General features: G+C 66.5%; 27 protein-coding genes. 9 read left to right on the top strand and 18 right to left on the bottom strand.

The window, feature by feature from the left end; genetic code table 11:
* Nucleotides 1-48 precede the first annotated feature (48 nt).
* The 9 genes from HS053_RS06145 to coxB form a co-directional block, all read right to left on the bottom strand.
* Nucleotides 49-633 (bottom strand): GNAT family N-acetyltransferase, encoded by a 585-nt coding sequence (locus HS053_RS06145; protein ID WP_174210331.1) that lies wholly within the window; start codon nt 631-633, stop codon nt 49-51.
* Nucleotides 633-1,838 (bottom strand): M16 family metallopeptidase, encoded by a 1,206-nt coding sequence (locus HS053_RS06140; RefSeq protein WP_194245518.1) that lies wholly within the window; start codon nt 1,836-1,838, stop codon nt 633-635. Before HS053_RS06140 ends, HS053_RS06145 begins: the two co-directional genes overlap by 1 nt.
* A 53-nt stretch (nt 1,839-1,891) precedes the next feature.
* Complete coding sequence (thrC, locus tag HS053_RS06135) at nt 1,892-3,277, bottom strand: threonine synthase (protein WP_174210330.1); 1,386 nt, start codon at nt 3,275-3,277, stop codon at nt 1,892-1,894.
* A gap of 9 nt (nt 3,278-3,286) precedes the next feature.
* Entirely contained in the window at nt 3,287-3,946 is a 660-nt protein-coding gene (locus HS053_RS06130) for an SURF1 family protein (protein WP_241699762.1), read from the bottom strand.
* Between the two features lie 72 nt (nt 3,947-4,018).
* Nucleotides 4,019-4,819: a cytochrome c oxidase subunit 3 gene (locus HS053_RS06125; RefSeq protein ID WP_174210328.1), complete on the bottom strand. Its 801-nt coding sequence runs from the start codon at nt 4,817-4,819 to the stop codon at nt 4,019-4,021.
* Between the two features lie 22 nt (nt 4,820-4,841).
* Nucleotides 4,842-5,414 carry a cytochrome c oxidase assembly protein gene (locus tag HS053_RS06120; protein ID WP_174210327.1) on the bottom strand — a complete coding sequence of 191 codons (573 nt, stop codon included), beginning with the start codon at nt 5,412-5,414 and terminating at the stop codon, nt 4,842-4,844.
* On the bottom strand, nt 5,411-5,602 hold the full coding sequence (locus tag HS053_RS06115; RefSeq protein ID WP_194245506.1) for a hypothetical protein: 192 nt from the start codon (nt 5,600-5,602) through the stop codon (nt 5,411-5,413). The genes HS053_RS06120 and HS053_RS06115 overlap by 4 nt, the downstream gene beginning before the upstream one ends.
* Complete coding sequence (gene cyoE / locus HS053_RS06110) at nt 5,602-6,534, bottom strand: heme o synthase (protein WP_174210325.1); 933 nt, start codon at nt 6,532-6,534, stop codon at nt 5,602-5,604. The genes HS053_RS06115 and cyoE overlap by 1 nt, the downstream gene beginning before the upstream one ends.
* A gap of 72 nt (nt 6,535-6,606) precedes the next feature.
* Nucleotides 6,607-7,437, bottom strand: coding sequence for a cytochrome c oxidase subunit II (gene coxB, locus HS053_RS06105; RefSeq protein ID WP_174210324.1), 831 nt, complete (start codon nt 7,435-7,437; stop codon nt 6,607-6,609).
* 181 nt (nt 7,438-7,618) lie between these two features.
* On the opposite strand from coxB, the gene tldD reads away from it, so the two are divergent.
* Together tldD and HS053_RS06095 are read left to right on the top strand one after the other, a co-directional pair.
* A complete protein-coding gene (gene tldD / locus HS053_RS06100; RefSeq protein ID WP_174210323.1) occupies nt 7,619-9,040 on the top strand; it encodes a metalloprotease TldD in 1,422 nt (473 codons plus the stop codon).
* A gap of 3 nt (nt 9,041-9,043) precedes the next feature.
* Nucleotides 9,044-9,445: a hypothetical protein gene (locus tag HS053_RS06095; protein WP_174210322.1), complete on the top strand. Its 402-nt coding sequence runs from the start codon at nt 9,044-9,046 to the stop codon at nt 9,443-9,445.
* On the opposite strand, the gene HS053_RS06090 is transcribed toward HS053_RS06095, so the two are convergent.
* From HS053_RS06090 to gltX, 6 genes are all read right to left on the bottom strand, one after another.
* Complete coding sequence (locus tag HS053_RS06090; RefSeq protein ID WP_174210321.1) at nt 9,442-10,245, bottom strand: energy transducer TonB family protein; 804 nt, start codon at nt 10,243-10,245, stop codon at nt 9,442-9,444. The two genes, HS053_RS06095 and HS053_RS06090, sit on opposite strands and share 4 nt — an antisense overlap.
* Nucleotides 10,242-10,664, bottom strand: coding sequence for a TonB system transport protein ExbD (exbD, locus tag HS053_RS06085; RefSeq protein WP_174210320.1), 423 nt, complete (start codon nt 10,662-10,664; stop codon nt 10,242-10,244). The genes HS053_RS06090 and exbD overlap by 4 nt, the downstream gene beginning before the upstream one ends.
* A gap of 1 nt (nt 10,665) precedes the next feature.
* Nucleotides 10,666-11,625: a tonB-system energizer ExbB gene (gene exbB / locus HS053_RS06080; protein WP_174210319.1), complete on the bottom strand. Its 960-nt coding sequence runs from the start codon at nt 11,623-11,625 to the stop codon at nt 10,666-10,668.
* Between the two features lie 85 nt (nt 11,626-11,710).
* Entirely contained in the window at nt 11,711-12,445 is a 735-nt protein-coding gene (locus HS053_RS06075) for a heparan-alpha-glucosaminide N-acetyltransferase (RefSeq protein WP_174210318.1), read from the bottom strand.
* A gap of 118 nt (nt 12,446-12,563) precedes the next feature.
* Complete coding sequence (gene gltA / locus HS053_RS06070; protein WP_174210317.1) at nt 12,564-13,859, bottom strand: citrate synthase; 1,296 nt, start codon at nt 13,857-13,859, stop codon at nt 12,564-12,566.
* Between the two features lie 73 nt (nt 13,860-13,932).
* Complete coding sequence (gene gltX, locus HS053_RS06065) at nt 13,933-15,336, bottom strand: glutamate--tRNA ligase (RefSeq protein ID WP_174210316.1); 1,404 nt, start codon at nt 15,334-15,336, stop codon at nt 13,933-13,935.
* Between the two features lie 84 nt (nt 15,337-15,420).
* Here gltX and HS053_RS06060 point away from each other — a divergent pair, with 84 nt between their 5' ends.
* A complete protein-coding gene (locus tag HS053_RS06060; RefSeq protein WP_174210315.1) occupies nt 15,421-17,547 on the top strand; it encodes a ComEC/Rec2 family competence protein in 2,127 nt (708 codons plus the stop codon).
* Here HS053_RS06060 and lexA read toward each other — a convergent pair.
* Nucleotides 17,504-18,199, bottom strand: coding sequence for a transcriptional repressor LexA (gene lexA / locus HS053_RS06055; protein ID WP_174210314.1), 696 nt, complete (start codon nt 18,197-18,199; stop codon nt 17,504-17,506). The genes HS053_RS06060 and lexA overlap by 44 nt on opposite strands.
* A 78-nt stretch (nt 18,200-18,277) precedes the next feature.
* Complete coding sequence (locus HS053_RS06050) at nt 18,278-19,720, bottom strand: divergent polysaccharide deacetylase family protein (protein WP_174210313.1); 1,443 nt, start codon at nt 19,718-19,720, stop codon at nt 18,278-18,280.
* Nucleotides 19,721-19,857: 137 nt separating this feature from the next.
* Here HS053_RS06050 and HS053_RS06045 point away from each other — a divergent pair, with 137 nt between their 5' ends.
* From HS053_RS06045 to HS053_RS06020, 6 genes are all read left to right on the top strand, one after another.
* On the top strand, nt 19,858-20,457 hold the full coding sequence (locus HS053_RS06045) for an aminodeoxychorismate/anthranilate synthase component II (protein ID WP_174210312.1): 600 nt from the start codon (nt 19,858-19,860) through the stop codon (nt 20,455-20,457).
* The gene (gene trpD / locus HS053_RS06040; RefSeq protein ID WP_174210311.1) at nt 20,454-21,467 is read left to right on the top strand and encodes an anthranilate phosphoribosyltransferase; all 1,014 of its coding nucleotides are present in this window, start codon (nt 20,454-20,456) and stop codon (nt 21,465-21,467) included. The genes HS053_RS06045 and trpD overlap by 4 nt, the downstream gene beginning before the upstream one ends.
* On the top strand, nt 21,460-22,107 hold the full coding sequence (locus HS053_RS06035) for a uracil-DNA glycosylase (RefSeq protein ID WP_174210310.1): 648 nt from the start codon (nt 21,460-21,462) through the stop codon (nt 22,105-22,107). Before trpD ends, HS053_RS06035 begins: the two co-directional genes overlap by 8 nt.
* A 133-nt stretch (nt 22,108-22,240) precedes the next feature.
* A complete protein-coding gene (gene trpC / locus HS053_RS06030) occupies nt 22,241-23,053 on the top strand; it encodes an indole-3-glycerol phosphate synthase TrpC (protein ID WP_174210309.1) in 813 nt (270 codons plus the stop codon).
* Nucleotides 23,050-23,526 carry a cyclic pyranopterin monophosphate synthase MoaC gene (gene moaC / locus HS053_RS06025; protein ID WP_174210308.1) on the top strand — a complete coding sequence of 159 codons (477 nt, stop codon included), beginning with the start codon at nt 23,050-23,052 and terminating at the stop codon, nt 23,524-23,526. Before trpC ends, moaC begins: the two co-directional genes overlap by 4 nt.
* Nucleotides 23,523-24,698, top strand: a complete 1,176-nt coding sequence (locus tag HS053_RS06020) for a molybdopterin molybdotransferase MoeA (protein WP_174210307.1) — start codon at nt 23,523-23,525, stop codon at nt 24,696-24,698. Before moaC ends, HS053_RS06020 begins: the two co-directional genes overlap by 4 nt.
* Before the next feature lie 183 nt (nt 24,699-24,881).
* Here HS053_RS06020 and trpE read toward each other — a convergent pair whose 3' ends face one another.
* Nucleotides 24,882-26,390 carry an anthranilate synthase component I gene (trpE, locus tag HS053_RS06015; protein WP_174210306.1) on the bottom strand — a complete coding sequence of 503 codons (1,509 nt, stop codon included), beginning with the start codon at nt 26,388-26,390 and terminating at the stop codon, nt 24,882-24,884.
* Between the last annotated feature and the right edge of the window lie 9 nt (nt 26,391-26,399).

Here is a 26,399-nt window from a genome sequence, read left to right as displayed (position 1 = left end):
CAAATTCGTTGCAACGAATTTGCAAATTCCTTCAAAGGAATTTGGTGCCTAACCGGCATCGGTGCGGCCGCGGCGGTCGCTGCGCAGATTGGCGTAGAGGACATGGTTGCGCCACCTTCCGTTGATCTGGAGGTAACTTTGCGCAACGCCTTCGTATTTGAAACCGCATTTCTCCAGTACTCCGCGCGAGGCGGCGTTTTCCGGCAGGCAGGCGGCCTCGACCCGGCTGAGGTCAAGCTGTGCGAAGGCGTGATGCACCACGGCCAAAATCGCCTCGCGCATATAGCCTTTGCGGGCAAAGGGCGCGCCAATCCAATAGCCCAACGTGCCCGCCTGCACCGGCCCGCGCCGGATGTTGTCCAGCGTGATCGCCCCCAGAAGCGTCTGGTCGGCCCGGCGGATCAGCAGAAAGGGAAGCGCGGTGCCCTGCGTCTCGGCCCGCTGCGCCCAATAGACCCGGTTGGTAAAGGCGCGGCGGGTCAGATGGTCATGCGCCCAGACCGGCTCCCACGGGGTCAGGTGGCTGGCCGAGGTTTCGCGCAGATGCGCCCAAGCCCGCCAGTCGCTGTGCTGGGGCAGCCGCAGCGTCAGCCGTTCGGTTTCAACCCGGGGTCTGCGGCGGACGCCCAGCATCACGCAGCCAGCCTTGCGCGGATCGCCTCCAGTGTCGGCGCCGCTTCGACCGGGCCGTAAAGCGCCAGCGCTGCCCCGGCGCCGGTCACCTCTCCGGCATAGCGGCGCACGCCGGCAACGGTGACGGCATCAATCCGCGCCACCGCCTCATCCACGCCGGGCACCCGGCCATGGATCGCCAAGAGCCGCGCGATGCGTTCGGCCCGGGACGAGGGGCTTTCCAGCCCCATCAGCATCCCGGCCTTGATCTGGGCACGGGCGCGGGCCACCTCGGCCTCGGTCATGTCATCGGCGGCGCGTTTCAACTCGTCCACGGTGAGGCTGGCCAGATCGGCAATCTCTTCGGCGCTGGTTCCGGCGTAAAGGGTGATCTGGCCGGTATCCTCATAGGCGCCGCTTTGCGCAAAGATGGAATAGCACAGGCCCCGCTCTTCGCGGATCTTCTGGAACAGGCGGCTGGACATGCCGCCGCCCATCGCGGTGGCATAGACCTGCGCGGTGAACACATCGGGGTGGCGATAGCCCGGCGCCTCGAAGGCCATGGCGAAATGCACCTGTTCAAGGTCTTTCACCTCGCGCCGCTCTGCCCCGGCAAAGGTTGCGGGCTGAAAGGCGGGCTGCGGGCGGGCGGGCAGAGCGCCGAACAGCGCCTCGGCCTGTTTGACGATGGCGTCATGGTCCACCGCCCCGGCAGCAGCAAGGATCATCTGCCCCGGCCCGTAATTCTCGGCCACGAACCCTTGCAGATCGGCGCGGCCAAAGCCCTGCACCCGCTCCGCCGGGCCAAGGATGGTGCGGCCAAAGCTCTGCCCCGGATATGACACTTCCTGCAACCAGTCGAAAACGATGTCGTCGGGCGTGTCCAGCGCCTGCCCGATTTCCTGCAGGATCACATGGCGTTCCGTCTCGATATCTGCCGTGTGGAAGGCCGGGTTCAGGACGATATCGCCGATCACATCCAGCGCCAGCGCCACATCGCCTTTCAGGATACGGGCGTAATAGGCCGTCATCTCGCGGCTGGTATAGGCGTTGATATAGCCGCCGACATCCTCGATTTCCTCGGCGATCTGCAAGGATGTGCGCCGCGCCGTGCCCTTGAAGGCCATATGTTCAAGGAAATGCGCGATGCCGTTCTGCTCGGCCCGTTCGTGCCGGCCACCTGCCATGACCCAGATCCCGGCCGAGGCCGATTGCAGGCCGGGCATATGCTCGGTGACGATGCGGAAACCGTTGGATAGCGTCGTCAGGCGGGTGGGGATCAACGGGCAAGCCTTTCACGGATAAGGGTTTGCAGCGCGGCAAGATCATTGGGCACGCGGGTCACACGCTCGTCACGGTCAAAAAGATCGGCCATGCGGGGCGGCAGGGCGGGGCGGATGCCGCTGGCCGACTGAACCGCATCGGGGAATTTGGCCGGATGGGCGGTGGCAAGGGTGATCATCGGCGCCTGCCCAAGGGTTTCTTCGGCCACTTTCACACCCACGGCGGAATGCGGGCAGAGAAGCTCACCCGTGGCCGCGAGGGTGGCGGCGATGGTGGCGCGGGTTTCCTCTTCGGAACAGCGGCCCGAAGCGAAAGTATCGCGCAGCATCTGCAACGCACCCTGCGAAATGCGGAAACCGCCGGTCTTCATCTCGTCCATCAGCTGCGCAATGGCGGTGCCGTCGCGGCCATAGGCATCAAACAGCGCGCGCTCAAAGTTGGAGGAAACCTGAATATCCATCGACGGGCTGATCGAAGGTTTCACGCCGTTGGTTTCATAGGCCCCCGATTTCAGGGCGCGGTCCAGAATGTCGTTCTGGTTGGTGGCGATCACCAGCCGGTCAATCGGCAGGCCCATCTTGTGGGCGATATAGCCTGCGAAGATGTCACCGAAATTGCCGGTAGGCACGGTAAAGCTGACCGAACGGTGCGGGGCGCCAAGGCTGACCGCGGAAGAGAAGTAATAGACCACCTGCGCCAGCACCCGCGCCCAGTTGATCGAGTTCACGCCCGCCAGCCGCACGCCGTCGCGGAAGGCGAAATCGTTGAACATGTCCTTCACGCGGGCTTGGCAATCGTCGAAATCGCCGTCCATCGCCAGCGCGTGGACATTGCCCTCGGACGGGGTGGTCATCTGGCGGCGCTGCACCTCGGACACCCGGCCATGCGGGAAGAGGATGAAGACATCGACATTGGACAGGCCCTTGAACGCCTCAATCGCCGCCGATCCGGTATCGCCCGAGGTGGCGCCGACAATGGTGATCCGCTCCCCGGTGCGGGCCAGCGCCGACTGCATCATCTGCCCGATGAGCTGCATGGCGAAATCCTTGAAGGCCAGGGTCGGCCCGTGGAACAGCTCCAAGAGGAAATGGTTCGGGCCAAGCTGCACCAGAGGCGCCCGCGCGGCATGGCCAAAGCCGGCGTAAGCCTTGGCCAGCAGGCCGCGGAATTCGTCATCGCTGAAGAAGCCGCCCATGAAGGGCGACATCACGCGGAAAGCCACTTCCTCATAGGGCAGGCCGGCCAGCGCCGCGATCTCGTCATGGCTGAGGACCGGCACGGTTTCGGGGACATAAAGCCCGCCGTCGCGGGCCAGACCCGTCATCATCGCTTCGCCGAAACTCAGGGTCGGGGCGGTGCCCCGGGTCGAGATATAGCGCATCGTCCTGTCCTATGCGGTCTGGCGTCTGATACGCCAGAGAAGAAAGCCTGTCATCACCGCCCAGACCGTCGCGAGCGAGAACCAGGTGATGGCATAGCCCCAATGGTCATTGGGTATAGCCGAAGTATCCACCGGCATCGGCGTGATCCCGTCACCCGTCGGCTCGACCGCGACAATAAATGTCGGTTCCGTTCCAAGCTTGGCCGCCATCGCCGCCACATCGCGGGCAAACCACAATCCGGTCTTCGGATCGGGCGGCGGGGTGAAACTGTCGGAATCGTCGGGCCAGTGCAGGTTGCCGGTGATCGCCGCCTCATGCGGCGGGCGGGGCAGGGGGCGGGCCTCATCCTCGATGAAGCCGCGGTCGATCAGAATGTGGCGCCCGTCGGTGGTGTCGAATGCCTCGATGATCCGCACCCCGGGGCTGGAGCCTTTCTGCCCGGCCAGCACCTCGATGAACCGGCCGGTAAAGCGGCCCTCGGTGGTGACGGGGCGGAACTTGTCGGCAATGGGGTCAAGCACGGTGGGCAGGGGTTCGGGCGTGCCGCCGATGCGGGCGTCCATCTCGGCCAGAACGGCGGCCTTCCACTCCATCCGGTGCAATTGCCACACGCCCAGCGACAGCAGCACGCCACAGCCGACAAGGCCCATCAGAACGGGGAAGATCATGCGGCGCAGCAAGGGTCGCTCCAAATGCAAGACGCGGGCCAGATGGCCCGCGCCCGCGGAATTTGCAAGGGCTTACTGGCCCCAGACGTAGATCGCGGCAAAGAGGAACAGCCAGACCACATCGACGAAGTGCCAATACCAGGCCGCCGCTTCAAACCCGATATGCTGTTCGGGGGTGAAATGGCCCTTTAGCGCGCGGATCAGGCAGACCGTCAGGAAGATCGTGCCGATCAGAACGTGGAAGCCGTGGAAGCCGGTCGCCATGAAGAACGAAGCGCCATAGATGTTGCCGGCAAAGCCAAAGGCGGCATGGCTGTATTCATAGGCCTGGAAGAAGGTGAACAGCACCCCCAGCAGGATCGCCAGGATCAGCCCGTTGACCAGATCCTTGCGGTTGTTCTCATGCACCAGCGCATGGTGCGCCCAGGTCGCCGCGCAGCCCGAGCAGAGCAGGATCAGCGTGTTGATCAGCGGCAGGTGCCACGGGTCAAAGGTGTGGATGCCTTCGGGCGGCCAGACGCCATCGACGATCGGCGACAGCGGCCCCATCGGATAAAGCGCGTGCTTGAAGAAGGTCCAGAACCATGCCGAGAAGAACATGACTTCGGACATGATGAACATGATGAAGCCATAGCGCAGCCCGATGCGCACGACGGGGGTATGGTCGCCCACCTGCGCCTCGGCCACCACATCGGCCCACCAGCCGAACATGACGTAAAGCACGCCGACAAAGCCGATCAGCCCCATCCACGGGCCCGCGCCATGCATCCACAGCACCGCGCCGAAGAGCATGACAAAGGCCGAGACGGCGCCGGCAAAGGGCCAGATCGACGGTGGCAGGATGTGATAGTCGTGGTTCTTTGCGTGGGCCATCTTTTCCCTCGTTGCCTTGTCTTTAATTGCTTGCCGCAGCCGGGGCAGGGGCGTCAAGCGCCGCCTGCTCTTCGGGAAGCGGGGTTTCGTGGAAGGTGTAGGACAGGGTGATCTCGCGGATGTCGCCTGCCTCGGGATCGTCGGCGATCGACGGATCGACATAGAACGACACCGGCATGATCACCCGCTCGCCGGGTTTCAGAACCTGCTCGGTAAAGCAGAAACACTCGACCTTGGTGAAATAGCCGCCGGCGAGGTCGGGCATCACATTATAGCTCGCCGTGCCGCCGATGGTGCGGTCGGTCGGATTGTAAGCCTCATAGAAGGCCAGCCCGTTTTCGCCGATGCGCAGCGTCATCTGCGTCTGCTGCGGCTTGAACTCCCACGGCATCCCGGCTTCGAGCGAGGCATCGAAGCGGATGATGACGGTCTGGTCCAGCATGTGGTCCGACCCTGCCTCGGCCACCGAAACAGTTCCGGCATAGCCGGTCACCCGGCAGAACCAGTCGTAGAAGGGCACGGCGGCAAAGGAGAGCGCCCCCATCGTCACGGCAACGCCGACCAGCCCCAGCGCGGTTTTTCCCTGCGGGGTCATGGCGCCGCTCCGGTTGCCGGGGCCAGCTCGGGGCGCATGGCATGGTCAAACGCCTGCATCGGGTCGCCGCGGGTTACCTTGACCACGGTCAGCGCAAAGACCAGCACGACAAAGGCCGCCAGCACAAGGCCAAGGCCCAGATTGCGGCCAAAGCGGCGGCGGTGAATCTCATGTTCGGCACGAAACATCACCAGCCCCCCATGCCGGACGCCCGCAGCACCGCTTCCACCAGGAAGGCGACGAAATGCAGGAACAGATAGATCAGCGAGAAGCGGAACACCGCCTTCTCGACTTTATAGCCATCCGCCTCGGCGGCGGTCTCATCCCGGCGCCAGATGCGCCATGCACCGCGCAGGAATTCGGCATTCAGCAGCACCGAAGCCGCCAGATAGACCGGCCCGCCGATTGAGGTAAAGCCGGCGGCCAGCGCGAAAGGCACCAGCGCAACCGTATACCACCAGACATGCGCCCGGGTGATCTTGCGGCCATGGGTTTCCGTCAGCATCGGCACCTTGGCGTCGCCGTAGTCAGATTTCATGAACAGGGCCAGCGCCCAGAAATGCGGCGGCGTCCACATGAAGATCAGCATGAACATCAGGCAGGCTTCGACCGAGATCGAGCCGGTTGCCGCCACCCAGCCGATCATCGGGGGGAAGGCGCCCGCCGCGCCGCCGATGACGATGTTCTGCGGCGTCGCCCGCTTCAGCCACATCGAATAGACCACGGCGTAAAAGAAGATGGTGAAGGCCAGAAGTGCCCCCGCCAAAACATTGGTGGCCAGCGCCAGCATCACAACCGAAATGCCCGACAGTGCCAGCCCGATGGCCAGCGCCTCGCCCGGCTGGACGCGGCCCGCGGGAATGGGTCGGCCCTTGGTGCGGCGCATGATGGCGTCGATGTCGGCATCCCACCACATGTTCAGCGCGCCCGAAGCGCCGCCGCCAAGGGCGATGAAGAGGATGGCCGAAAACGCCTCGACCGGGTGCAGATGCACCGGGGCGACCATCAGCCCGACCAGCGCGGTAAACACGACCAGCGACATCACGCGCGGCTTCAAAAGCTGCACATAGTCGCCGAACCGCGCCTCGTTGCTGTCATCGAAGGACCGGATATCGGTCATGTTCTGCCCTTGTCAGTCAGGCGGGGGGCACGGCCTGCGTGCCCCCCGCCGATCCCTACACGCATCCGCTGCTCAGTTCGCGGCGAGTTGCAGATTGCCGGCCTTCGCGCCTTCAAGCCACTTGTCATAGGCTTCCTGCGACACGACCTTGACCGTGATCGGCATATAGGCGTGGTCCTTGCCGCAAAGTTCGGAACACTGGCCGAAGTAGACGCCTTCCTTTTCGGCGGCGAACCACAGTTGCGCCAGACGACCGGGAACCCCGTCCTGCTTCACGCCAAAGGCCGGGATGGTCCAGGAATGGATCACATCGGCGCCGGTGACCTGCATCACGATGGTCTTGCCGACCGGCACGACAACGGCGGTATCGGTGGCCAAGAGATATTGCTCGGGCGTGTAGCCGTTCTCGGCAAGTTTGTCCTTGGTCAACATGAAGCTGTCGAAAGACACGCCATCATCGACATATTCATAGGACCAGAACCACTGGTTGCCGGTGGCCTTGATGGTGATGTCTGCAACCGGAATGATCTGTTGCTTGCGCAGGATCGGAACCGAGAAAGTGCCGATGAACACCAGAACCAGAATCGGGATCAGCGTCCATGCGATTTCCAGCGGCGTGTTATGGGTAAAGCCGCGCGGCGTCGGGTTGCTGCGGCGGTTGAAGCGGATCATCACATAGATCAACAGCAGGGTCACAAAGACGGTGATGATGCCGATGATGATCAGGATGGTGTGATCCAGCCACTGAAGGTCGCGGGCAAGCTCGGTCGAGGCCGGCTGAAAGCCGATGTGATCGGGCAGCGGCTGGCCCACGGTTTCCAGCGCCTGGGCGAAAGCCCCGCCTGCGAACAAAGAGGACAGCCCCGTGGCGACGAGACCTGTGCGAGAAGTCAGGTGACGCATCTTCAATTCCCGTTACTTGGTGGCGTTTTCGCTACCCATTGCGGCCCTGCCTTGCAATGAGGCAGAATCCCGTTGTTTCCTTCTGATCTGAAACCATATTAGGCGGGTCAGAACAAGAGAAACCGTGCGACAAACTGGCGCCATTTGACACAGATCAATGCTGCGCCTGCGAAAGGCCCCGATGGACGATACCCCCTTCCGCCCCTTCGAGACTCTGCTGGATCAGACGCAGGCGCTGGCGGTGCTGCGCGCGGCGACCGCGGGCGCCGATGACGGCGAGCTTTTTCTGGAACGGCGGCGTTCCGAGGCCATCGTTCTGGACGATGGCCGCATCCGCACGGCAAGCTATGACGCCTCCGAAGGCTTTGGCCTGCGCGCCGTGCGCGGCGAGGTGGCCGGCTATGCCCATTCCACCGAAATTTCGGAATCCGCGCTGAAACGCGCGTCGGAAACGGCGCGGCTTGCGGTGGGCGATGGCGGCGGTGTGCTGGCGGCCCCGCCGCAGGGCACCAACCTGCGGCTTTACTCCGATGCCGACCCGATGGCGGATGCCAGTTTCGCCGGAAAGATCGACCTTCTGAAAGAGATGGATGCCTGGGCGCGGGCGCTGGACCCCCGCATCGTGCAGGTTTCCGCCACGATCAGCGCCGGCTTGCAGGAGGTGGAAATCCTGCGGCCCGAAGGGCTTTTGCTGCGCGACGTGCGGCCGATGGCGCGGATCAATGTCTCGGTCATCGTCGAGGAGAATGGCCGCCGCGAACAGGGCGGCACCGGAAGCGGCGGGCGCTATGGCCTTGCCCGGCTGATGGAGCCGGGCACCTGGCAGCCGATGCTGCGCGAGGCGCTGCGGATTGCGCTGGTCAATCTGGGTGCGGTGGCCGCGCCCGCCGGGGTGATGGATGTGGTCCTTGGCCCGGGTTGGCCGGGGATCTTGCTGCATGAGGCGATCGGCCACGGGCTTGAGGGCGATTTCAACCGCAAGAAAACCTCGGCCTTCGCGGGCCTGATGGGGCAACAGATTGCCGCGCGTGGGGTGACGGTGCTGGACGATGGCACCATCCCCGACCGGCGCGGCAGCATCTCGTTCGATGACGAGGGCACACCCTCGGCCCGCAATGTGCTGATCGAGGATGGCGTGCTGGTGGGCTATATGCAGGACCGCCAGAATGCCCGCCTGATGGGCGTGGCCCCCACCGGCAACGGGCGGCGCGAAAGCTTTGCCCATATCCCGATGCCGCGGATGACCAACACCTATATGCTGGGCGGCAAGGACGATCCCGCCGGGATCGTGGCCAGCCTGAAGGACGGCATCTGGGCCGTGGGCTTTGGCGGCGGGCAGGTGGATATCACCAACGGCAAGTTCGTGTTTTCCTGCACCGAGGCTTACCGCGTCCGCAATGGCGTGGTGGGCGAGGCGGTGAAGGGGGCCACCCTGATCGGCGACGGGGCGACGGCGTTGAAAGGCATTCGCGCCATCGGCAATGATATGGCGCTGGACCCGGGCATCGGCAATTGCGGCAAGGCCGGGCAATGGGTGCCGGTCGGCGTGGGTCAGCCGACCCTGCTGATCCGCGGGCTGACGGTTGGCGGGCAGGCGGCCTGAACCATGGGCCTGTTGCGCAGTGCGCCCCTTCATCCGGTGCCGTTGCCGCCGCTTTTGCTGGCGGTGGCGGCGCTTTGGGCCGCGCCGGTCTTTATCGGCCTGTTCGGGTTGGCGATGTATATGGTGATCGGCAGGACATGGGCCGATCTGGGCCTTGGCGTCTGGTTCACCGCCAATGCGCTGACCTTCTCGCCGCTCTTTTCGTGGGTCGGCTGGCTGTTGGCGCTGCCGCCGGTCTGGGCGGCGCTGCGGCTGGGCTGGTTCGGCTGGCTTCCCGCGCTGGCGATCGGGGCGGCGTCGGGGGCAATCGCGGGTGAGATGGCGCAGACCGAAATCGCGCTGCCCTTCGGCATCGTGGCGCTTCTGGTGCTGCGGGCGGTTCTGGGGCGGGTTTTCCCGCTTTAACCTTTTGAGCGGACCGGCAGCACCAGTTGCCCGGCGGTGCCGTCGGGCTTGGGGGGCAGGGAGGGCGCGCGGCGGCCCTGCGCCAGAATGGCGGCGTCCAGCGCGGCGTCCCCGCTGGAGCCTTGCAGCGAAACGCCGGTGATTGCGCCCGAGGCGGCGACCGAGAACAGCAATCGCACCTCGCCCCTGCCGTCATAGTTCTTGCGCTGCATGTGGCGGGCCAATTGCCGCTGCGCCGAGGAAACCCATTTCTTCATCGCATCGGCGGGTGCGGCATTGCCCGCAGCCGCCATGGCGCCGGATTTGGCGGCGGGGGCGGCCGCCTCGGGCTTTGGCTCGGCTTTTTTCTTCTTCTTGACCGGGGCCTTGGCCTTTTCCACCGGCTTTTCCTGCGGTTCCGCTTTCGGCGGTTCGGGCAGGGCGACATCGGCACGCGGCTGCGCCTCGGTCGGGGTCAGTTCGGGCGCCGGGGGGGCCTCGGCCAGTTCGGGGGTATCATCCGCCTCCTGCGCCTCGGGCCGGTCATCGGCGGCGGGCGGCGGAGGCGGCGGGGCGGCGGGCAGGGTGGTGGCCGCATCCGGCTGCGGGCCGGGGTCGTCAGCTACCGCCTCGGCCGGGGGCAGGGGGGGCAGGTCGATCAACACCGTCTGCGCCTGACCCGCGCCCGCGCGCTGATCCAGCCAGAGCGCCAGTGCCACGCTGCTGGCCGCCAGCACCAGCACAAGTGCCGCCGCCGCCAGCCACGACAGGCTTTCCATCAGCCGCATTCCGGCCTGGCGATGGGCGGTCCAGTCGGTCATGGCGCCGCCCCTTCCAGCCCTACGAGCGCGATTTTCAGGTAACCAGCGGCGCGCAGCGCATCCATCACGCCCATCACCTCGCCATAGGGCAGGGCCTGATCGGCGCGCAGGAAAATCCGCGTCTCGCGGTCGCCGCCGGTCGCGGCATCAAGCGCCGCCCCCAGCGCCTCGGGCGTCACCGGCGTATCGCCGACCGACAGGCTGCGGTCGGCCTGCACCGACAGATACAGCGGCTCATCGGGCCGTTCGCGCGCCTGCGCGGTGGAGGCGGGCAGGTCAACGGGCACATCCACTGTCGCAAGCGGCGCCGCCACCATGAAGATGATCAGAAGAACCAGCATCACGTCGATAAAGGGCGTGACGTTGATCTCGTGATTCTCGGTCAGCTCGTCGCCCGAATTGCGGATGCCCCCGGCCATCTCAGCCCCCGCCCGCCAGCTTGCGGAAGTCGAGGTCACGCGACAAGAGCCGCTCCACCGCGGCTGCCGCATCGGCCAGCGCCTGACGATAGCCGGTGATGGCGCGGGCGAAATGGTTGTAGATCACCACCGCCGGAATGGCCGCGACAAGGCCGATGGCGGTGGCCAAGAGCGCCTCGGCAATGCCGGGGGCGACCACGGCCAGATTGGTGGTCTGCGCCTGCGAAATGCCGATGAAGGCGTTCATGATGCCCCAGACCGTGCCGAACAGCCCGACGAAGGGCGCGGTCGAGCCGATGGTGGCCAAAAGCCCGGTGCCGCGCATCAGATGGCGACCTGCCTGCGCCTCGGTCCGTTCGAGGATCGAGCGGGTGCGTTCCTTGACCCCCTCCGGTCCGGCGGCGTCCAGCGCGGCTTCGGAGCGGCGCAACTCTTCCAGCGCGGCCTGCGCCATAAAGGCGGCGGGGTCGCGGCGGGTGCCAAAGGCAGCGGCGGCCTCGGGCAGGGTCTGGGCGGCGCGCAGATGGGCCAGCGCGCTGCGCAACCGGCCGCGGGCCAGTGCCAGTTCGGCCGCCTTGTAGACCAGCACCGTGAAACACAGGAAGGTCGCAAAGGCGAGGCTGGCCATCACCGCCTTCACGATGATGTCGGCATCCATGAACATCCGCCACGGCGAGAGTTCATGCGGCAGGGGGCGGGCGGCGGATGTCGCCGGGGCGGATGGAGTTGCCGCCGGTTGTCCGATGCCGGCTTGCCCGGTTTCCGGCAGGGCCGCTTCGGCTTGCGGCGCGGTGGGGGCAGTATCCGCTGCGGGCGGCGGCGGGGCGGTGGGGGCCTCAACCACCGGCGCGGGCGCAGTCTGGGGTGCAGTCTGGGGCTCGGTCTGGGCCAGCACGGGGGCGGCGGCCAGTGCCAGAAGGCAGGCCGCAATCCGGGCGGTGGAGGTGAGAAGCTGCGCCATTATGTCCGAGTCTTTTTGTCTGATATGGCGGCGTTATAGCGGCTTTTGCGCCGGGGTGAACCCGGAATCTTTCTGCGCCGCTGGCTTACCAAAGCGTTCCGGCCCAAAGCCCGACCAGACCGAACAGAATGGGCTGGTGCAGCAGGTAAACCGCAAGGCTGTGCCGCCCGGGCCAACCCAGCGCACGCAGCCAAGCGGGCGCGTTCCAGCGCGCCGCCCATGTCCACAGCCCAAGGCGGCTGCCCAATTGCCCGATGCCCAACCCGATCAGGATCGGGCCGAACCACGGAAAAAGCGGCTCGAAATCCACGGTCATCGTCGGAACGGTCTGCAACCCGATGAACCGCAGCAGCGGCGCGTTCATCGCCGGGGTGGCCAGCGTGTAAGAGGCCCAGACCACGAAAGCCCCCGCCGCCAGTGTCACCGGCGCGGGCAGCCGCAGGAAGGGCAGGGCCAAGAGGCTGCCAAGCGCGATGCAATGCAGGATGCCGAAGAAAACCCACCATTCCGGCAGCGCGATATAGGTCGCCACGCTGACCAGTGCCGCGGCACCGCCGACCTTGGCCATGCGGCGCCAGAAGGCGGGCCAGCGGATGCCCCGCCCATGCGCCAGCCAAATCCCCAGCCCGGCCAGCATCAGGAAGGTCGAGGCGACGGTGCGGGCGTGCCAGTAGAAAAAGCCCTGCACCGCAAAGCCGGGCGGCACCAGCCCGTGCATTTGCAGGTCATAGACGAAGTGATAGCTGGCCATGCCCAGAAGGGCAGCGCTGCGCAACAGGTCGAGTGCCGCGATGCGCTGGCTTGGTCCGGTGTCTGTCATTGGCCGCGACCGGGGGTTTCACACCCCCGGACCCCCGTGGAGTATTTCAGGAAGGGCAATTGGAAAGCCGCCTCCCGGGCAGGGAAGCGGCTTTCATGCCTGAGCGCAAGGGCGCGTTTCAGCGGTGGCGGACATCCACATAGTCGCGCTTCGGGGCGCCGACATAAAGCTGGCGCGGGCGGCCGATCTTCTGGTTCTTTTCGCCGATCATCTCTTTCCACTGGCTGATCCAGCCGACGGTGCGCGAGATGGCAAAGATCGGGGTGAACATCGAGGTCGGGAAGCCCATCGCATCCAGAATGATGCCCGAATAGAAATCGACGTTCGGATACAGCTTCTTCGAGACGAAGTAATCGTCTTCCAGCGCGATCCGCTCCAGTTCCTTGGCAACTTGCAGCGTCGGGTTGTTTTCGATGCCCAGAAGGCCGAGGACTTCATCCGCCGATTGCTTCATCACCTTGGCGCGCGGGTCGAAGTTCTTGTAGACGCGGTGGCCGAAGCCCATCAGGCGGAAGCCCGAATTCTTGTCCTTGGCCTTGGCGATATATTCCGGGATCCGATCAACCGAGCCGATTTCGCGCAGCATCTCAAGGCAAGCCTGATTGGCGCCGCCATGGGCCGGACCCCAGAGGCAGGCGATGCCCGCCGCGATGCAGGCAAAGGGATTGGCGCCCGAAGACCCGGCCAGACGCACGGTCGAGGTCGAGGCGTTCTGCTCGTGATCAGCGTGCAGCATCATGATCCGGTCCATCGCCTTGGCGAGGATCGGGTTCACCACATAGTCTTCGGCCGGGACGGCAAAGCACATGTGCAGGAAGTTGCCGGCATAGGAGAGCGAGTTCTTCGGGTAAACGAAGGGCTGGCCGACCGAATATTTGTAGGCCATGGCCGCGATGGTCGGCAGTTTGGCGATCATGCGGATGGCCGCAACTTCGCGCTGCCATGCGTCGTTGATGTCCAGCGAGTCATGATAGAAGGCCGACATCGCGCCGACCACGCCGACCATGGTGGCCATCGGGTGCGCGTCGCGGCGGAAGCCGCGGAAGAAGTTGTGCATCTGCTCGTGGACCATGGTGTGCTTGGTCACGCGGGCCTCAAAGTCGGCCAATTGGCCGGCGGTCGGCAGTTCGCCGTAGAGCAGCAGGAAACACAGTTCCAGATAGGACGACTTTTCGGCCAGTTGCTCGATCGGATAGCCGCGGTGCAGCAGCTCGCCCAGATCGCCGTCGATGAAGGTGATGGCGCTTTCGCAGGCCGCGGTCGAGGTAAAGCCGGGGTCGAAGGTGAAGACATCCGCCTCGCCATAGAGCTTGCGGATATCCAGCACATCCGGGCCAAGCGTCGGCGAGTGAACGGGCAGGTCATAGGACTTGCCGTCCAGCTCAAGCTTGGCAATGCGGGTCGGTTCAGCCATGTGTCAGTCCCCCTGTCTGGCATCGGGGGGGCCGCCCCGATGCGCTATCCTGTCCGCCAGAGGGTGGGCCTTTTCAGGCCGCCGCGTCCTCCAGCCTTGCGATCGTCTCGTCCTGACCGATGACCAGCATCATGTCATAAACGCTTGGCGTGGCGCTGCGACCCGCCAGCGCAGCCCGCAGGGGCTGTGCCAGTTTGCCGAAACCCATGCCGTGTTCAGCAGCGACATCGGTGAGGATTGCTTCCAGCGCGTCCTTTGTCCAGCTAGCATTTTGCAGTCGCGGCGTCAACGATTTCAGTATACCACGGGATACCGCGTCCAGCGCCTTTGCCGAGGCATCATCGGCGACGATGGGCCGCGAAGTCAGCGCAAAATGTGCCTTTTCAATAAGTTCCGGGAAGGTTTTTGCCCGGTCCTTGACGCAGTAAAGCGCCCGCGACAGCAGGTCGCGCTGCGCCCCGGTCAGGGTAGGGCGACCGGCGGCGGTCAGAAACCTCTCCAATTCATGCAGCAGCGCAGCATCGGGCATCATCGACATGTGATGGCCGCAGGTGTTTTCCAGCTTCTTGAAATCCAGCCGCGCCGGTGCGCGACCGATTCCCTCAAGGTTGAACATCTTCTTCGCCTCATCGGTCGAGAAGATTTCGGCATCGCCATGCGCCCAGCCCAGCCGGGTGAGGTAGTTGCGCATCCCCGCGGCGGGATAGCCCATGGCCTGATATTCCTCGACCCCGGTCGCGCCGTGGCGTTTCGACAGCTTCTTGCCGTCCGGCCCGTGGATTAGCGGGATATGCGCCCAGACCGGCACCGCCCAGCCCATGGCATCGTAAACCATCTGCTGGCGCGCGGCGTTGTTCAGGTGGTCGTCGCCGCGAATGACATGGGTCACGCCCATGTCGTGGTCATCGACCACCACGGCAAGCATATAGGTCGGGGTGCCATCGGAGCGCAGAACGATCATGTCATCCAGAGTTTCGTTCTTGATCGTAACGATCCCCTGAACCTCGTCACGGATCAGCGTTTCGCCTTCGCGCGGCGCTTTCATGCGGATGGCAAAGGGCGCATCGGGGAAGGTTGCCGGGTCGGCGTCACGCCAGGGGCTCTGAAACACCGCATAAGAGCCGCGCGCCTCGGCTTCGGCGCGGAAGGCGGCGATTTCTTCGGGCGTGGAAAAGCATTTATAGGCCGTGCCGCGCGCCAGCATCTGATGTGCCACCTCGGCATGACGGTCCTTGCGGTCGAACTGGCTGACCACCTCGCCGTCCCAGTCCAGACCAAGCCATGTCAGCCCTTTCAGGATCGCCGCCGTCGCCTCGGGGGTGGAGCGTTCGCGGTCGGTATCCTCGATCCGAAGCAGGAACTTGCCACCGCGACCCCGGGCGTAAAGCCAGTTGAACAGCGCTGTCCGTCCGCCGCCGATATGCAGATAGCCGGTGGGCGAGGGGGCAAAGCGGGTCACGACTTGGGCGGCGGACATGGGGTGTTAACCTTCTGGAAACCATCTGGAGGGCAGGATCAGGCGGCAGCAATAGGCAAATAAGGGGCGGGAAACAAGGTGGCCATGGGCGCGCGGCATCTTGTGGCCAAGGGAAGCGGGCCGCTGCTCTGGCCCTTGCAGGGCCTGCAGACGGCGCGGGGCACGCTTTTTGGCTGGGTGCCGGTGTTGCTTGGCCTTGGGATTGGGGGCTGGTTCGCGCTGCCGTGGGAGCCGGGGGCGGGATTTTATCTTGCGGCGCTGGCGGTGCTGGCGCTGGCGGCGGCCCTGCGGCTCTGGGGGCCGGAGCTGCTGCATCCTGTGGCGGTGAGTGTCGCCTGCCTTGCTGCCGGTCCGTTGGCCTGCGGGCTGCGGCTGCACCTTGTTGCGGCGCCGGTGCTGGAGGCGAGCTATTGGGGGCCGGTGCAGGGCCGGGTGATCGAGATCGACCGTTCGCAATCCGATGCGCTGCGGCTGACGCTGGACCATGTGGTGCTGGAAGATCTGCCTCCCGAGCGCACGCCGCTGCGCATCCGCATCTCGGTCCACGGGACTGAGCCGCAGGTGCTGCCCGGGGAGGTGGTGCTGCTGTCGGCCACGCTTTCCGCCCCCGCCGCCCCGGTTGAGCCGGGGGGCTTCGACTTTCAGCGCATGGCCTATTTCGACGGGCTGGGGGCGGCGGGCTATACCCGCAGCCCGGTGGTTCTCTGGGCCGAACCGGAAGCTGGGGAGCAAGTGATCAACCGGCTGCGCAGCCATCTGTCGCGGGCCATCATGGTGACCCTGCCGGGCGATGCCGGGGCCTTTGCCTCGGGCGCGATGACGGGCGACCGTTCCGGCATCTCGCGCGATACTGTCGAAGCGCTGCGCGACAGCAACCTGTCGCATCTTCTCGCGATTTCGGGCATGAACATGGCCTTCCTGACCGGCTTCGTCTTCCTGCTCATCCGGACCGGGGTGGCGCTGATCCCGCCCTTGGCGCTGCGGATCAATGCCAAGAAGGCGGCGGCGGTGGTGGCATTTGGCGTGGCACTCTTCTACCTCTTGCTCTCGGGGGCCAATGTGGCGACCGAGCGGGCCTTTCTGATGGTCTCCGTCATGCTGGGGGCGGTGCTGCTGGACCGCCGTGCGCTGACGTTGCGGTCGGTGGCGCTGGCGGGCACGGTGCTGCTGCTCTGGCAGCCCGAAAGCCTGCTGGAGCCGGGATTTCAGCTTTCCTTCGCGGCGACGACGGTGCTGATTGCTGGCTTTGGCGTGCTGGACCATGGCATCGCGCGGCAAAAGCTGCCGCGCTGGCTGTTGCCGGTTTACATGCTGGTGCTGTCCTCGGTGCTGGCGGGGCTGGCGACGGCGCCTTTTGCCGCGGCGCATTTCAACCGTTTCACCGACTACGGGCTGGTGGCGAACCTGCTGACGGTGCCGGTGATGTCGGTGCTGATGGGGGCGGGCGCGGTCGCGGCGCTGCTGGCGCCCCTCGGGCTGGCCACGCCCGCGCTTTGGGTGATGGAGCTTGCGGCGCGCTGGATTCTGTTCGTGGCGCATTGGATTGCCGGGCTGGACGGTTCGGTCGCGGCGGTGCCGACGCCGGGGCCATGGGTGCTGCCGCTGATCACGCTGGCCGGGGTCTGGGCCATGCTGTGGCGGGGGCGGCTGCGGCTGCTGGCGGCGCTGCCCTTGCTGGCGGGGCTGGCGCTTTGGGCTGTGGTGGAGCGTCCGGTGCTGCTGATTGCAGAGGATGGCAAGCTGGTGGGGGTGATGGGGCCGGATGGCCGCGCCCTGAGCCGGGGGCGGGGCGGCGGATTTGCCGCCGAAAGCTGGCTTGAGAATGATGGCGATCTGGCCACGCAGGCCGAAGCCGCCCGCCGTCCCGGCATCTTTGGCCCGAAAGAGGCGCGCCGCTTTGCGCTGGCGGGCATCGACGCCGTGGTATTGAGCGGGGAGGGGGCGGTGGCCGAATTGGCCCGGCTTTGCCCGGCAGGCGGGCTGATCGTGCTGGATGGCACGGCGCCGCTGCACGCAACCGGCCCCTGCAGGGTGATCGACCACGCCTTGCTGGCGCAGACCGGCGCCCTTGCCGGGCAGATGCGGGCCGGCGCACTCTGGCTGATCCCGACCCGCAACGGCCGCCGCGCCTGGACCGGCCAGACGCCGCTGCGCGCGCCGATCTGTGTCAGTAACTGCGGATCAGGCCGACAAGCCGGCCCTGCACCTTGACCATGTGGTCGGGGAAGACGCGGGTTTCATAGGCCGGATTGGCCGCCTCAAGCGCGATCATGGCGCCGCGGCGACGGAAGCGTTTCAGCGTCGCCTCGTGATCCTCGACCAGTGCCACCACGATATCGCCGTTCTCGGCAGTGTCCTGTTCGCGGATCACCACGATATCTCCATCGTTGATCCCGGCTTCGATCATCGAGTCGCCCTTGACCTCCAGCGCGTAATGCTGGCCGCGCCCCGAGAGCATCGAGCCGGGCACGGCAACCTGCGCCGAAACATGGCTGATCGCCTCGATCGGGACACCGGCGGCGATGCGGCCCATCAGCGGGATTTCCAGCGCATGAACCGCCTCGACCGGCAGGGCGCCGCGCGGCGGCGGCGGGGCATCCACCTTGTCGCCAGTGATCACGCGGGGGCTGAAGGCGGCACGTTCCATCGCCTCGGGCAGCTTGACGATTTCCAGCGCCCGGGCGCGGTGGGCAAGGCGGCGGATGAAGCCCCGTTCCTCCAGCGCGGTGATCAGCCGGTGGATGCCCGATTTGGACCGCAGGTCCAGCGCGTCCTTCATTTCGTCGAATGAGGGCGGAACGCCGTCCACATCCATCCGGGTGCGGATGAACTCCAAGAGTTCCAGTTGCTTGCGCGTCAGCATACCCGATCCTCATTGCGGTTGTTTGGCAAATGTTCTGCCCCCGTTCCCGCTTTGTGTCAAGCGTTTTGCCGCGCCGCGCTAGTTTACCGTCAGCACCGCCGTCACCGGCGCCAGCGCGACCGAGGCGGCCCGCCCTTCGACCGTCCATTCCAGAATGGCGGCCACCGTTTCGGGCCGGGTCGAGCCGATGACGGCCACGCGCCCCTCTTGCGCGGCCTTGAAGGCGGCGCGGTCAAGGTAGCGGCGCAGCACGGGGCCGGCCTCGCCCTCGGCATCCAGTTGGCGGAAGATCAGGGCGGCGGGCAGATCCTCGCGCCGGGCGACCTGATCGGCGGCGTTCAGCCCGCGCTCATAGGTCAGCAACCCGCGCCCCTGCGCCTTGAGGATCGGCACCACCTGCGCGGCCCGCGTCCGGTCATCCTGAAACCCGCCCCCGGCAAGGTCAATCGCCGCGACCGCCTGCGGCAGGGCAGCGCCAAGCGATTGAAATGTCTGCTCGATATCCGAAGCCTTGGCACCTGCGGGTATTCCGCTCGCCAGCATCACCACCTCATGGCCTGCGGCGCGATAGGTGGCGGCGGCTTCGGTCGCGGTGGCGGCAAGCGGGTCGATCACGAAGGTCACGGGGAAGGGCAGGGCGGCCAGTTGCGCGCGGTCCAGTGCGGCCGAACCGTCGTCCATCAGGATCAGCGCGAAGAGCGGCTTGCCAGCGGGGTTTTCAAAGGCGGCGGCATAGCGCCGGATCGGCGGCAGATCGGTTTCGGCAGGCGCTTCGGGCGCCGGGGCGGCCTTGGGTGCATCGCCGATCGCAGGAAGCCGCCCGACGGTCACGCCGGGCGCCTCGGCAAGGCCGGGATCGGCCGGAAGGGTCGAGGCGGCGGGCACTTCGGCCTCCGGCTCGGTCACGGGCTGGGGCGCGATGCTGGCGGGGGCCGGGGCAGGCGCCGGTTCGGCGGCAGGTTCCAGCAGACGGTCAGGGGCGGTGCCGGGCGCGGGCGGCGGCAGATCGGCAGGGGCGGGCGCCGTCTCGCTCGCTTCGGCGCCGGGTGCGCCGGGGGTTGCGGCCCCGGGGGTGGGGGCGGCTTCGGGGGCCGGGGTTGCCGGCGTGCCGCTCACCGCGGGTTGTGCGGGGGCGGCGGGGGCATCGACCGGGCCTATGGTGGCGGGGGCCTGCGGTGCGACCTGAGGCGCAGCCTCGGCGCCGGGTGGCGTCAATGCGGGCACGGCGGGCGATGCCGGTGCAGGGGCAGAAGCCGTGCCGCCAAGGGTCGGGCTGTTGTCCGCCGCCGGAGGGGGCGCCACTTGCGGCATGGCGGGGGGCTGCGGTTCTGGCCCGATGGGCGCCGCAGGGCCCGCGACGGCTTCCGCCGGCTCTGCGGCAGCCACCTGCTGCGGCATGTCTTCGGGCGCGGTTGCTGCCGGTTTGGCCCCGGGTGGCGGCGCGACCTGCGAAATCACGCCCAACCCCGCCGCGGAAACCACGGCGCCCCATGCCAGACCTGCAACGAAATTCCGGATCACTCTGCCCCCTTGGCGCCATTTGCGCGCGCCGGACCCGCCGGATCTGCGCGCTTGCCCTTGACGCTGCCATCTGCCTCGGCCCATCTATAACCCGGCCTGCCGCGCCCTTCATCCCCTTTCCGACCGGACCCCGCAAGATGCTGCTCCTGATCGACAACTATGACAGCTTTACCTACAATCTCGTTCATTACCTGGGCGAGCTGGGGGCCGATGTCACCGTGCAGCGCAACGATGCGTTGCAGGTGCAAGAGGTGATTGCGATGCGCCCCGAGGTGATCGTGCTGTCGCCCGGCCCCTGCGATCCCGCGCAGGCGGGAATTTGCCTGCCGCTGACCCGTGCGGCTGCCGAGGCGGATATTCCGCTCTTGGGCGTCTGCCTTGGCCATCAGACGATTGGCGAGGCGTTCGGCGGCAAGGTCGTGCGCTGCCATGAGATCGTGCATGGCAAGATGGGCGTGATGCACCATGCCGGGCAGGGGGTGTTCCGGGGCCTGCCCTCGCCCTTCCTTGCCACCCGCTACCACTCGCTGGTGGTGGAACGCGAAAGCCTGCCCGATTGCCTTGAGGTCACCGCCTGGCTTGAGGATGGCACGATCATGGGCCTGCGCCACAAGACCAAGATGATCGAGGGCGTGCAGTTCCACCCCGAAAGCATCGCCTCGGAACATGGCCACCAGCTTTTGCGCAATTTCCTCGACGCGGCCCGTGTCCGTGAGTCCGCCGGGGTGCCGGCATGAGCGATACCCTCAAACCGCTGATCGGTCTGGCCGCCGAGCGTCCGCTGACCCGGGCCGAGGCCGAGACGGCGTTCAACGCGCTCTTCGAAGGGCAGGGCACCCCGGCGCAGATGGGCGGCTTCCTGATGGCGCTGCGCACCCGCGGCGAGACGGTCGATGAATATGCCGCCGCCGCCACGGTCATGCGGGCGAAATGCAATCCGGTCACAGCACCCGAAGGGGCGATGGACATTGTCGGCACCGGCGGCGACGGCAAGGGCACGCTGAACATCTCTACCGCGACGGCCTTTGTCGTGGCGGGGGCGGGGGTGGTGGTGGCCAAGCATGGCAACCGCAACCTGTCGTCCAAATCCGGCGCGGCGGATGCGCTGACCGAGATGGGGCTGAATGTGATGGTCGGCCCCGATGTGGTCGAGCGGTGTCTGGATCAGGCCGGCATCGGCTTCATGATGGCGCCGATGCACCATCCGGCGATCCGCCATGTGATGCCTGTGCGGGCCGAGCTGGGCACGCGGACGATCTTCAACATCCTCGGGCCGCTGACCAATCCGGCGGGCGTGCGGCGGCAGTTGACCGGGGCGTTTTCGGCCAAGCTGATCCGACCGATGGCCGAAACCCTGCTGGCGTTGGGCTCGGTCAAGGCATGGCTGGTGCATGGCGGGGACGGCACGGATGAGATTTCGATTGCAGCACCCACCCATGTTGCCGCGCTGGAACATGGTCAGGTCCGCGAATTCACCCTGCGACCCGAAGATGCGGGCCTGCCGTATCACCCGTTCGAACAGGTGATGGGTGGCACCCCGGCCGAGAATGCGCAGGCTTTCCGGGCGCTGCTTGACGGCGCCCCGGGCGCCTACCGCGATGCCGTCCTCTTCAATGCCGCAGCAGCGCTTCTGGTGGCCGACAAGGCCCGCAGCCTGAGCGAGGGCGTCGAACTGGCCCGTGCCAGCATCGACAGCGGCGCGGCAAAGGCCAAGGTCGCGGCGCTGAAACACCTGACCCATGGCTAGACCGGAGCCACCGGAAAGCTGGGCCGATCTGCCGTTTTTCTCCACCCATTGGCCCGCCCTCTGGGACCGGCTTGCCGCCACCTCCGGCTGGCAGCCCGAACCGCAGGCGATCTTCCGGGCGCTTGAGCTTACCCCGCGCCCTCAGGTCCGGGTGGTGATCCTTGGGCAAGACCCCTATCATACCCCCGGGCGGGCCACCGGGCTGGCGTTTTCCTTCCCCCCCGGCACGCCGCCGCGCGACAGCCTGCGCAACATTCTGACCGAAGTCGCCATCGATACCGGCAGGCCCAAAGCCGACGGCGATCTGACAGCATGGGCCGGGCAGGGGGTTCTGCTGCTCAATACCGCGCTCACCGTGCCCGTCGGGCAGGCCAATGGCCACAAATCCTTCGGCTGGCAGCCGCTTGTCCATGACATTTTGCAAGCCACCGCTGCCGACGGCCCCCGTGCCTTCGTCCTCTGGGGCAATCCGGCGCAGAAACTCTGCACCGCCCTGCCGCGCGATGGCCACCTTTTCCTGACCAGCCCACATCCCTCGCCGCTCTCGGCCCATCGCGGCTTTTTCGGCTCCCGCCCCTTCAGCGCCGTCAACCGCTGGCTGACCGCCCGGGGCCAGCCCGCAATCGACTGGAGCGCCTGACCCGGGCTTCCCATCGCCGTCCGGGCGCGCTAGACCGGAACTTGAAACCGCCAGCCATTCATCTTGGCCCAAATATCCCACGGGGGTCCGGGGGTGTGAAACCCCCGGTCCCGCAGTTGCCGCCGGAGACCCCATGACGACCATTCTCGACCGCATCAAAGCCTACAAGCTTGAGGAAGTCGCCGCCCGCAAGGCCACCCGCCCGCTTGCCACCGTCGAGGATGCCGCCCGCTCGGCCCCCGCACCGCGCGGCTTTGCCAAGGCTTTGTCGGATGCCGCCGTCACCGGCTATGGCCTGATTGCCGAGATCAAGAAGGCCAGCCCCTCCAAGGGCCTGATCCGCGCCGATTTCGACCCGCCCGCCCTTGCCCGCGCCTATGAGGCGGGCGGCGCCACCTGCCTGTCGGTGCTGACCGACACCCCCAGCTTTCAGGGCGCCGACAGCTTCCTGACCGAAGCGCATGAGGCGGTGAAACTGCCCTGCCTGCGCAAGGATTTCCTTTACGACACCTGGCAGGTGGCCGAGGCGCGCGCCCTTGCCGCCGATGCCATCCTGATCATCATGGCCTCGGTCTCGGATGCGCAGGCGGCGGAACTTGAGGCGGCGGCCTTCGAACTTGGCATGGATGTGCTGATCGAGGTGCATGACCGGGCCGAGCTTGAGCGCGCGACCCTCCTGAAATCGCCGCTCATCGGCATCAACAACCGCAATCTGCATACGTTCGAAGTGACGCTGGACACCACCCGCCAATTGGCGCGGCTGGTGCCCGAAGACCGGCTGATCGTCTCGGAATCGGGCCTCTTCACCCCTGCCGATCTTGCCGATGTCGCGGCCTATGGCGCACGCTGCTTCCTGATCGGCGAGGCGCTGATGCGGCAGGCCGATGTGACGGCGGCGACCCGCGCCATCCTCGCCCGCCCGCTCGACAGCGAGGCGGGGGCATGAGCGGCCTCACACATTTCGACGATCAGGGGCAGGCCCATATGGTCGATGTTTCGATGAAGCCGGTCACCGACCGCACGGCAGTGGCCGAAGGCTGCGTCGTGATGACCGCGGAAACCCTGGCGCTGATCACCGAAGGCCGCGCGAAGAAGGGCGATGTGCTGGGCGTGGCACGGCTAGCCGGCATCATGGCGGCCAAGAAGACCGCCGATCTGATCCCGCTCTGCCACCCCTTGCCGATCACCAAGGTCGCGCTTGACCTCACGCCGGACCCGGCTCTGCCCGGCATCCGCGTGACGGCCACCGTCAAGACCGGCGGCCAGACCGGGGTGGAGATGGAGGCGCTGACGGCGGTTTCGGTCGCCTGTCTCACCATCTACGACATGGTCAAGGCGGTGGAAAAGGGAATGCGGATCGAAGGCATCCGCCTCAAACTGAAAGAGGGCGGCAAATCGGGCCGCTGGGAGGCGGAATGATCACCGTACAAGAGGCTCTGGCGCGCTGTTTCGCTCTTGTGACCCCGGTCGGCACCGAAACGGTGCCGCTGCGCCGCGCCGCAGGCCGCGTGCTGCGGCAGGCCGCCCCGGCCAGGCTGACGCAACCGCCCTTCGCAGCCTCGGCGATGGACGGCTATGCGCTGGGCGCTGCCGCCGATGCCGGGGCAAGCTTCACCCTGCGCGGCGAGGCGGGGGCAGGCCATGCCTTTGCCGGAACGCTTGGCCCGGCGGATGCCGTCCGCATCTTCACCGGCGCGCCGCTGCCCGAAGGCGCCGCGACCATTGCCATTCAGGAAGAGGTTGCGGCGGAAGGCCCCACCATCACCCTGCGCAAGGCCGCCACTCCCGGCGACAACATCCGCCCCCGCGGACAGGATTTTGCCGAAGGTGACAGCTTGGCCGCGCCGCGCCGCCTGACGGCCAATGACATTGCCCTTCTGGCCTCGATGAACCTGCCCGAAGTCACCGTCGCCCGCCGCCCGGTGGTGGCGCTGATCGCCACCGGCGACGAGCTGGTGATGCCGGGTGAAGCGCCCGGCCCCGATCAGATCATCGCCTCCAACACCTTCGCCCTTGCCGCCATGGTCGAGGCGGCGGGCGGCGAGGCACGGATGCTGCCCATCGCCCGCGACAGCGAAGACAGCCTGCGCATGGTCTTCGGCCTTGCCGAAGGCGCGGACCTTGTGGTGACGGTCGGCGGCGCTTCGGTGGGGGATCATGATCTGGTGGGCAAGGTGGCGGCGGAGCTGGGCCTTGAACGGGCCTTCTGGAAGATCGCCATGCGCCCGGGCAAACCGCTGATGGCGGGGCGTCTGGGGCAAGCGGTGATGCTGGGCCTGCCCGGCAACCCGGTCTCGGCCATCGTCTGCGGCCATCTGTTCCTGATCCCGCTTCTCAAGGCGATGCAGGGCCTGCCCGCGACGGCTCCCGTCCCCCGCAAGGCCCGCCTCGGCGCCGATACCGGCCCGGCGGGTCCGCGCACCCATTACATGCGCGCCCGGCTGGATGCAGAGGGCGCGATAATCACCCCGTTCGACCGTCAGGATTCGGCCCTGTTGTCGATCCTGTCCACCGCCGATGCGCTGCTGATCCGCCCGATGGGCGACGGGCCGCGCAAGGCCGGGGAACAGGTCGAATATCTGCCGATCTGACCCCGCGCGCTCCACGCAGGCGTCGATGTCTCCGGCAGGGATATTTGGGCCAAGATGAATTGCACCTTGCGAAATACTCCCGCCGGAGGCCCTTGACCCGAGCCGGTTGGCCGCAGGCCAGAGGCGAGAAAAAGAAATGCCGCCGTTTCGCAAGAAACGGCGGCGCGACTGTTTTCAAGGGGGTCAGCTGTTGCCGCGGCGCGCGAACAGGCCGGCGTCTTCGGCTGCGCGGCGCAGGGCGTGGCTCTTGTTGACGGTTTCCTGATATTCCGCCTCGGGGTCGCTGTCATAGACCACGCCGCCGCCTGCCTGAATATAGAGCTTCTGATCCTTCAGAACCGCCGTGCGCAGCGCGATGCAGAAATCCATCTCGCCGTTGGCCGCGAAATAGCCCACCCCGCCGCCATAGACGCCGCGCTTTTCCGGCTCCAGCTCGTCGATGATCTCCATCGCCCGCACCTTGGGCGCGCCTGAAACCGTCCCGGCGGGCAGGCCCGCCAGCAAGGCCGAAAGCGCGTCCTGATCGTCGCGGATCTCACCCACCACATTCGAGACGATGTGCATGACGTGGGAATAGCGTTCGATGATGAATTTCTCGGTGGGCTTCACCGTGCCGACCTTGGCCACCCGGCCGACATCGTTGCGGCCAAGGTCCAGAAGCATCAGATGTTCGGCCAGTTCCTTCTGGTCGGCCAGCAGATCGGCCTCCAGCGTCTTGTCCTCTTCCGGCGTGGCGCCGCGTTTGCGGGTTCCGGCGATGGGGCGGATCGTCACTTCTCCGTCGCGCAGCCGCACCAGAATCTCGGGGCTGGCGCCGATCACCTGAAACGGACCGAAGTTGAAGAAGAACATGAAGGGCGAGGGGTTGGTGCGCCGCAGGCTGCGATAGAGCGCGATGGGCGGCAGTTCGAACCGCTGGCTCCAGCGTTGCGACGGCACCACCTGAAAGATGTCACCGGCGCGGATGTATTCCTTGGCCTTCTCGACCGCCGCCTTATAGCCGTCATGGGTGAAATTCGACACCGGCACGCCGACCGCCGTCGCCTCGCCCAGATCGCGTTGGGCGGGGGGGGCGCGGTCAAGATCGCGCAGCGCGTCCATCACCCGCTCTGCCGCCTGGGCATAGGCGGCGCGGGCCGAAAGCCCCGCCGCGACCCAGGCCGGGGCGCAAACCGTCACCTCGCCCTTCACCCCGTCCAGCACCGCCACCACCGAGGGCCGGATCAGTTGCGCATCGGGCAGGCCCAGCGGATCGGGGTTCACATAGGGCAGATGTTCCACCAGCCGGATCATGTCATAGCCGAGATAGCCGAACAGCCCCGCCGCCACTGGCGGCACGCCTTCGGGCATCTCGATCCGGCTTTCGGCGATCAGGTCGCGCAGCGTCTGCAACGGATGGCCCGGCAGTTCCACGAAAGCCGCCGGATCGAACCGCGCCTCGCGGTTGAGGCGGCTTTTCTCGCCATGGCATTGCCAGATCAGATCGGGCTTCATCCCGACGACGGAATAGCGCCCGCGCACCTCGCCGCCGGTCACCGATTCCAGCATGAAGGTATCGGTCCGCGCCTCGCCCAGTTTGAGCATCAGCGACACCGGCGTATCCAGATCGGCGGCCAGCCGCGCATAAACCAGTTGGTTGCGGCCCTCGGCCCAGCCCTGTTCGAAGGTTGCGAAATCGGGGTGCAGGATCATCGCCGGGGC

The organism is Tabrizicola fusiformis (genome assembly GCF_013328815.1).
Taxonomy (GTDB): Bacteria; Pseudomonadota; Alphaproteobacteria; order Rhodobacterales; family Rhodobacteraceae; genus Fuscibacter.
This window is presented reverse-complemented; position numbering and strand designations above follow the sequence as displayed.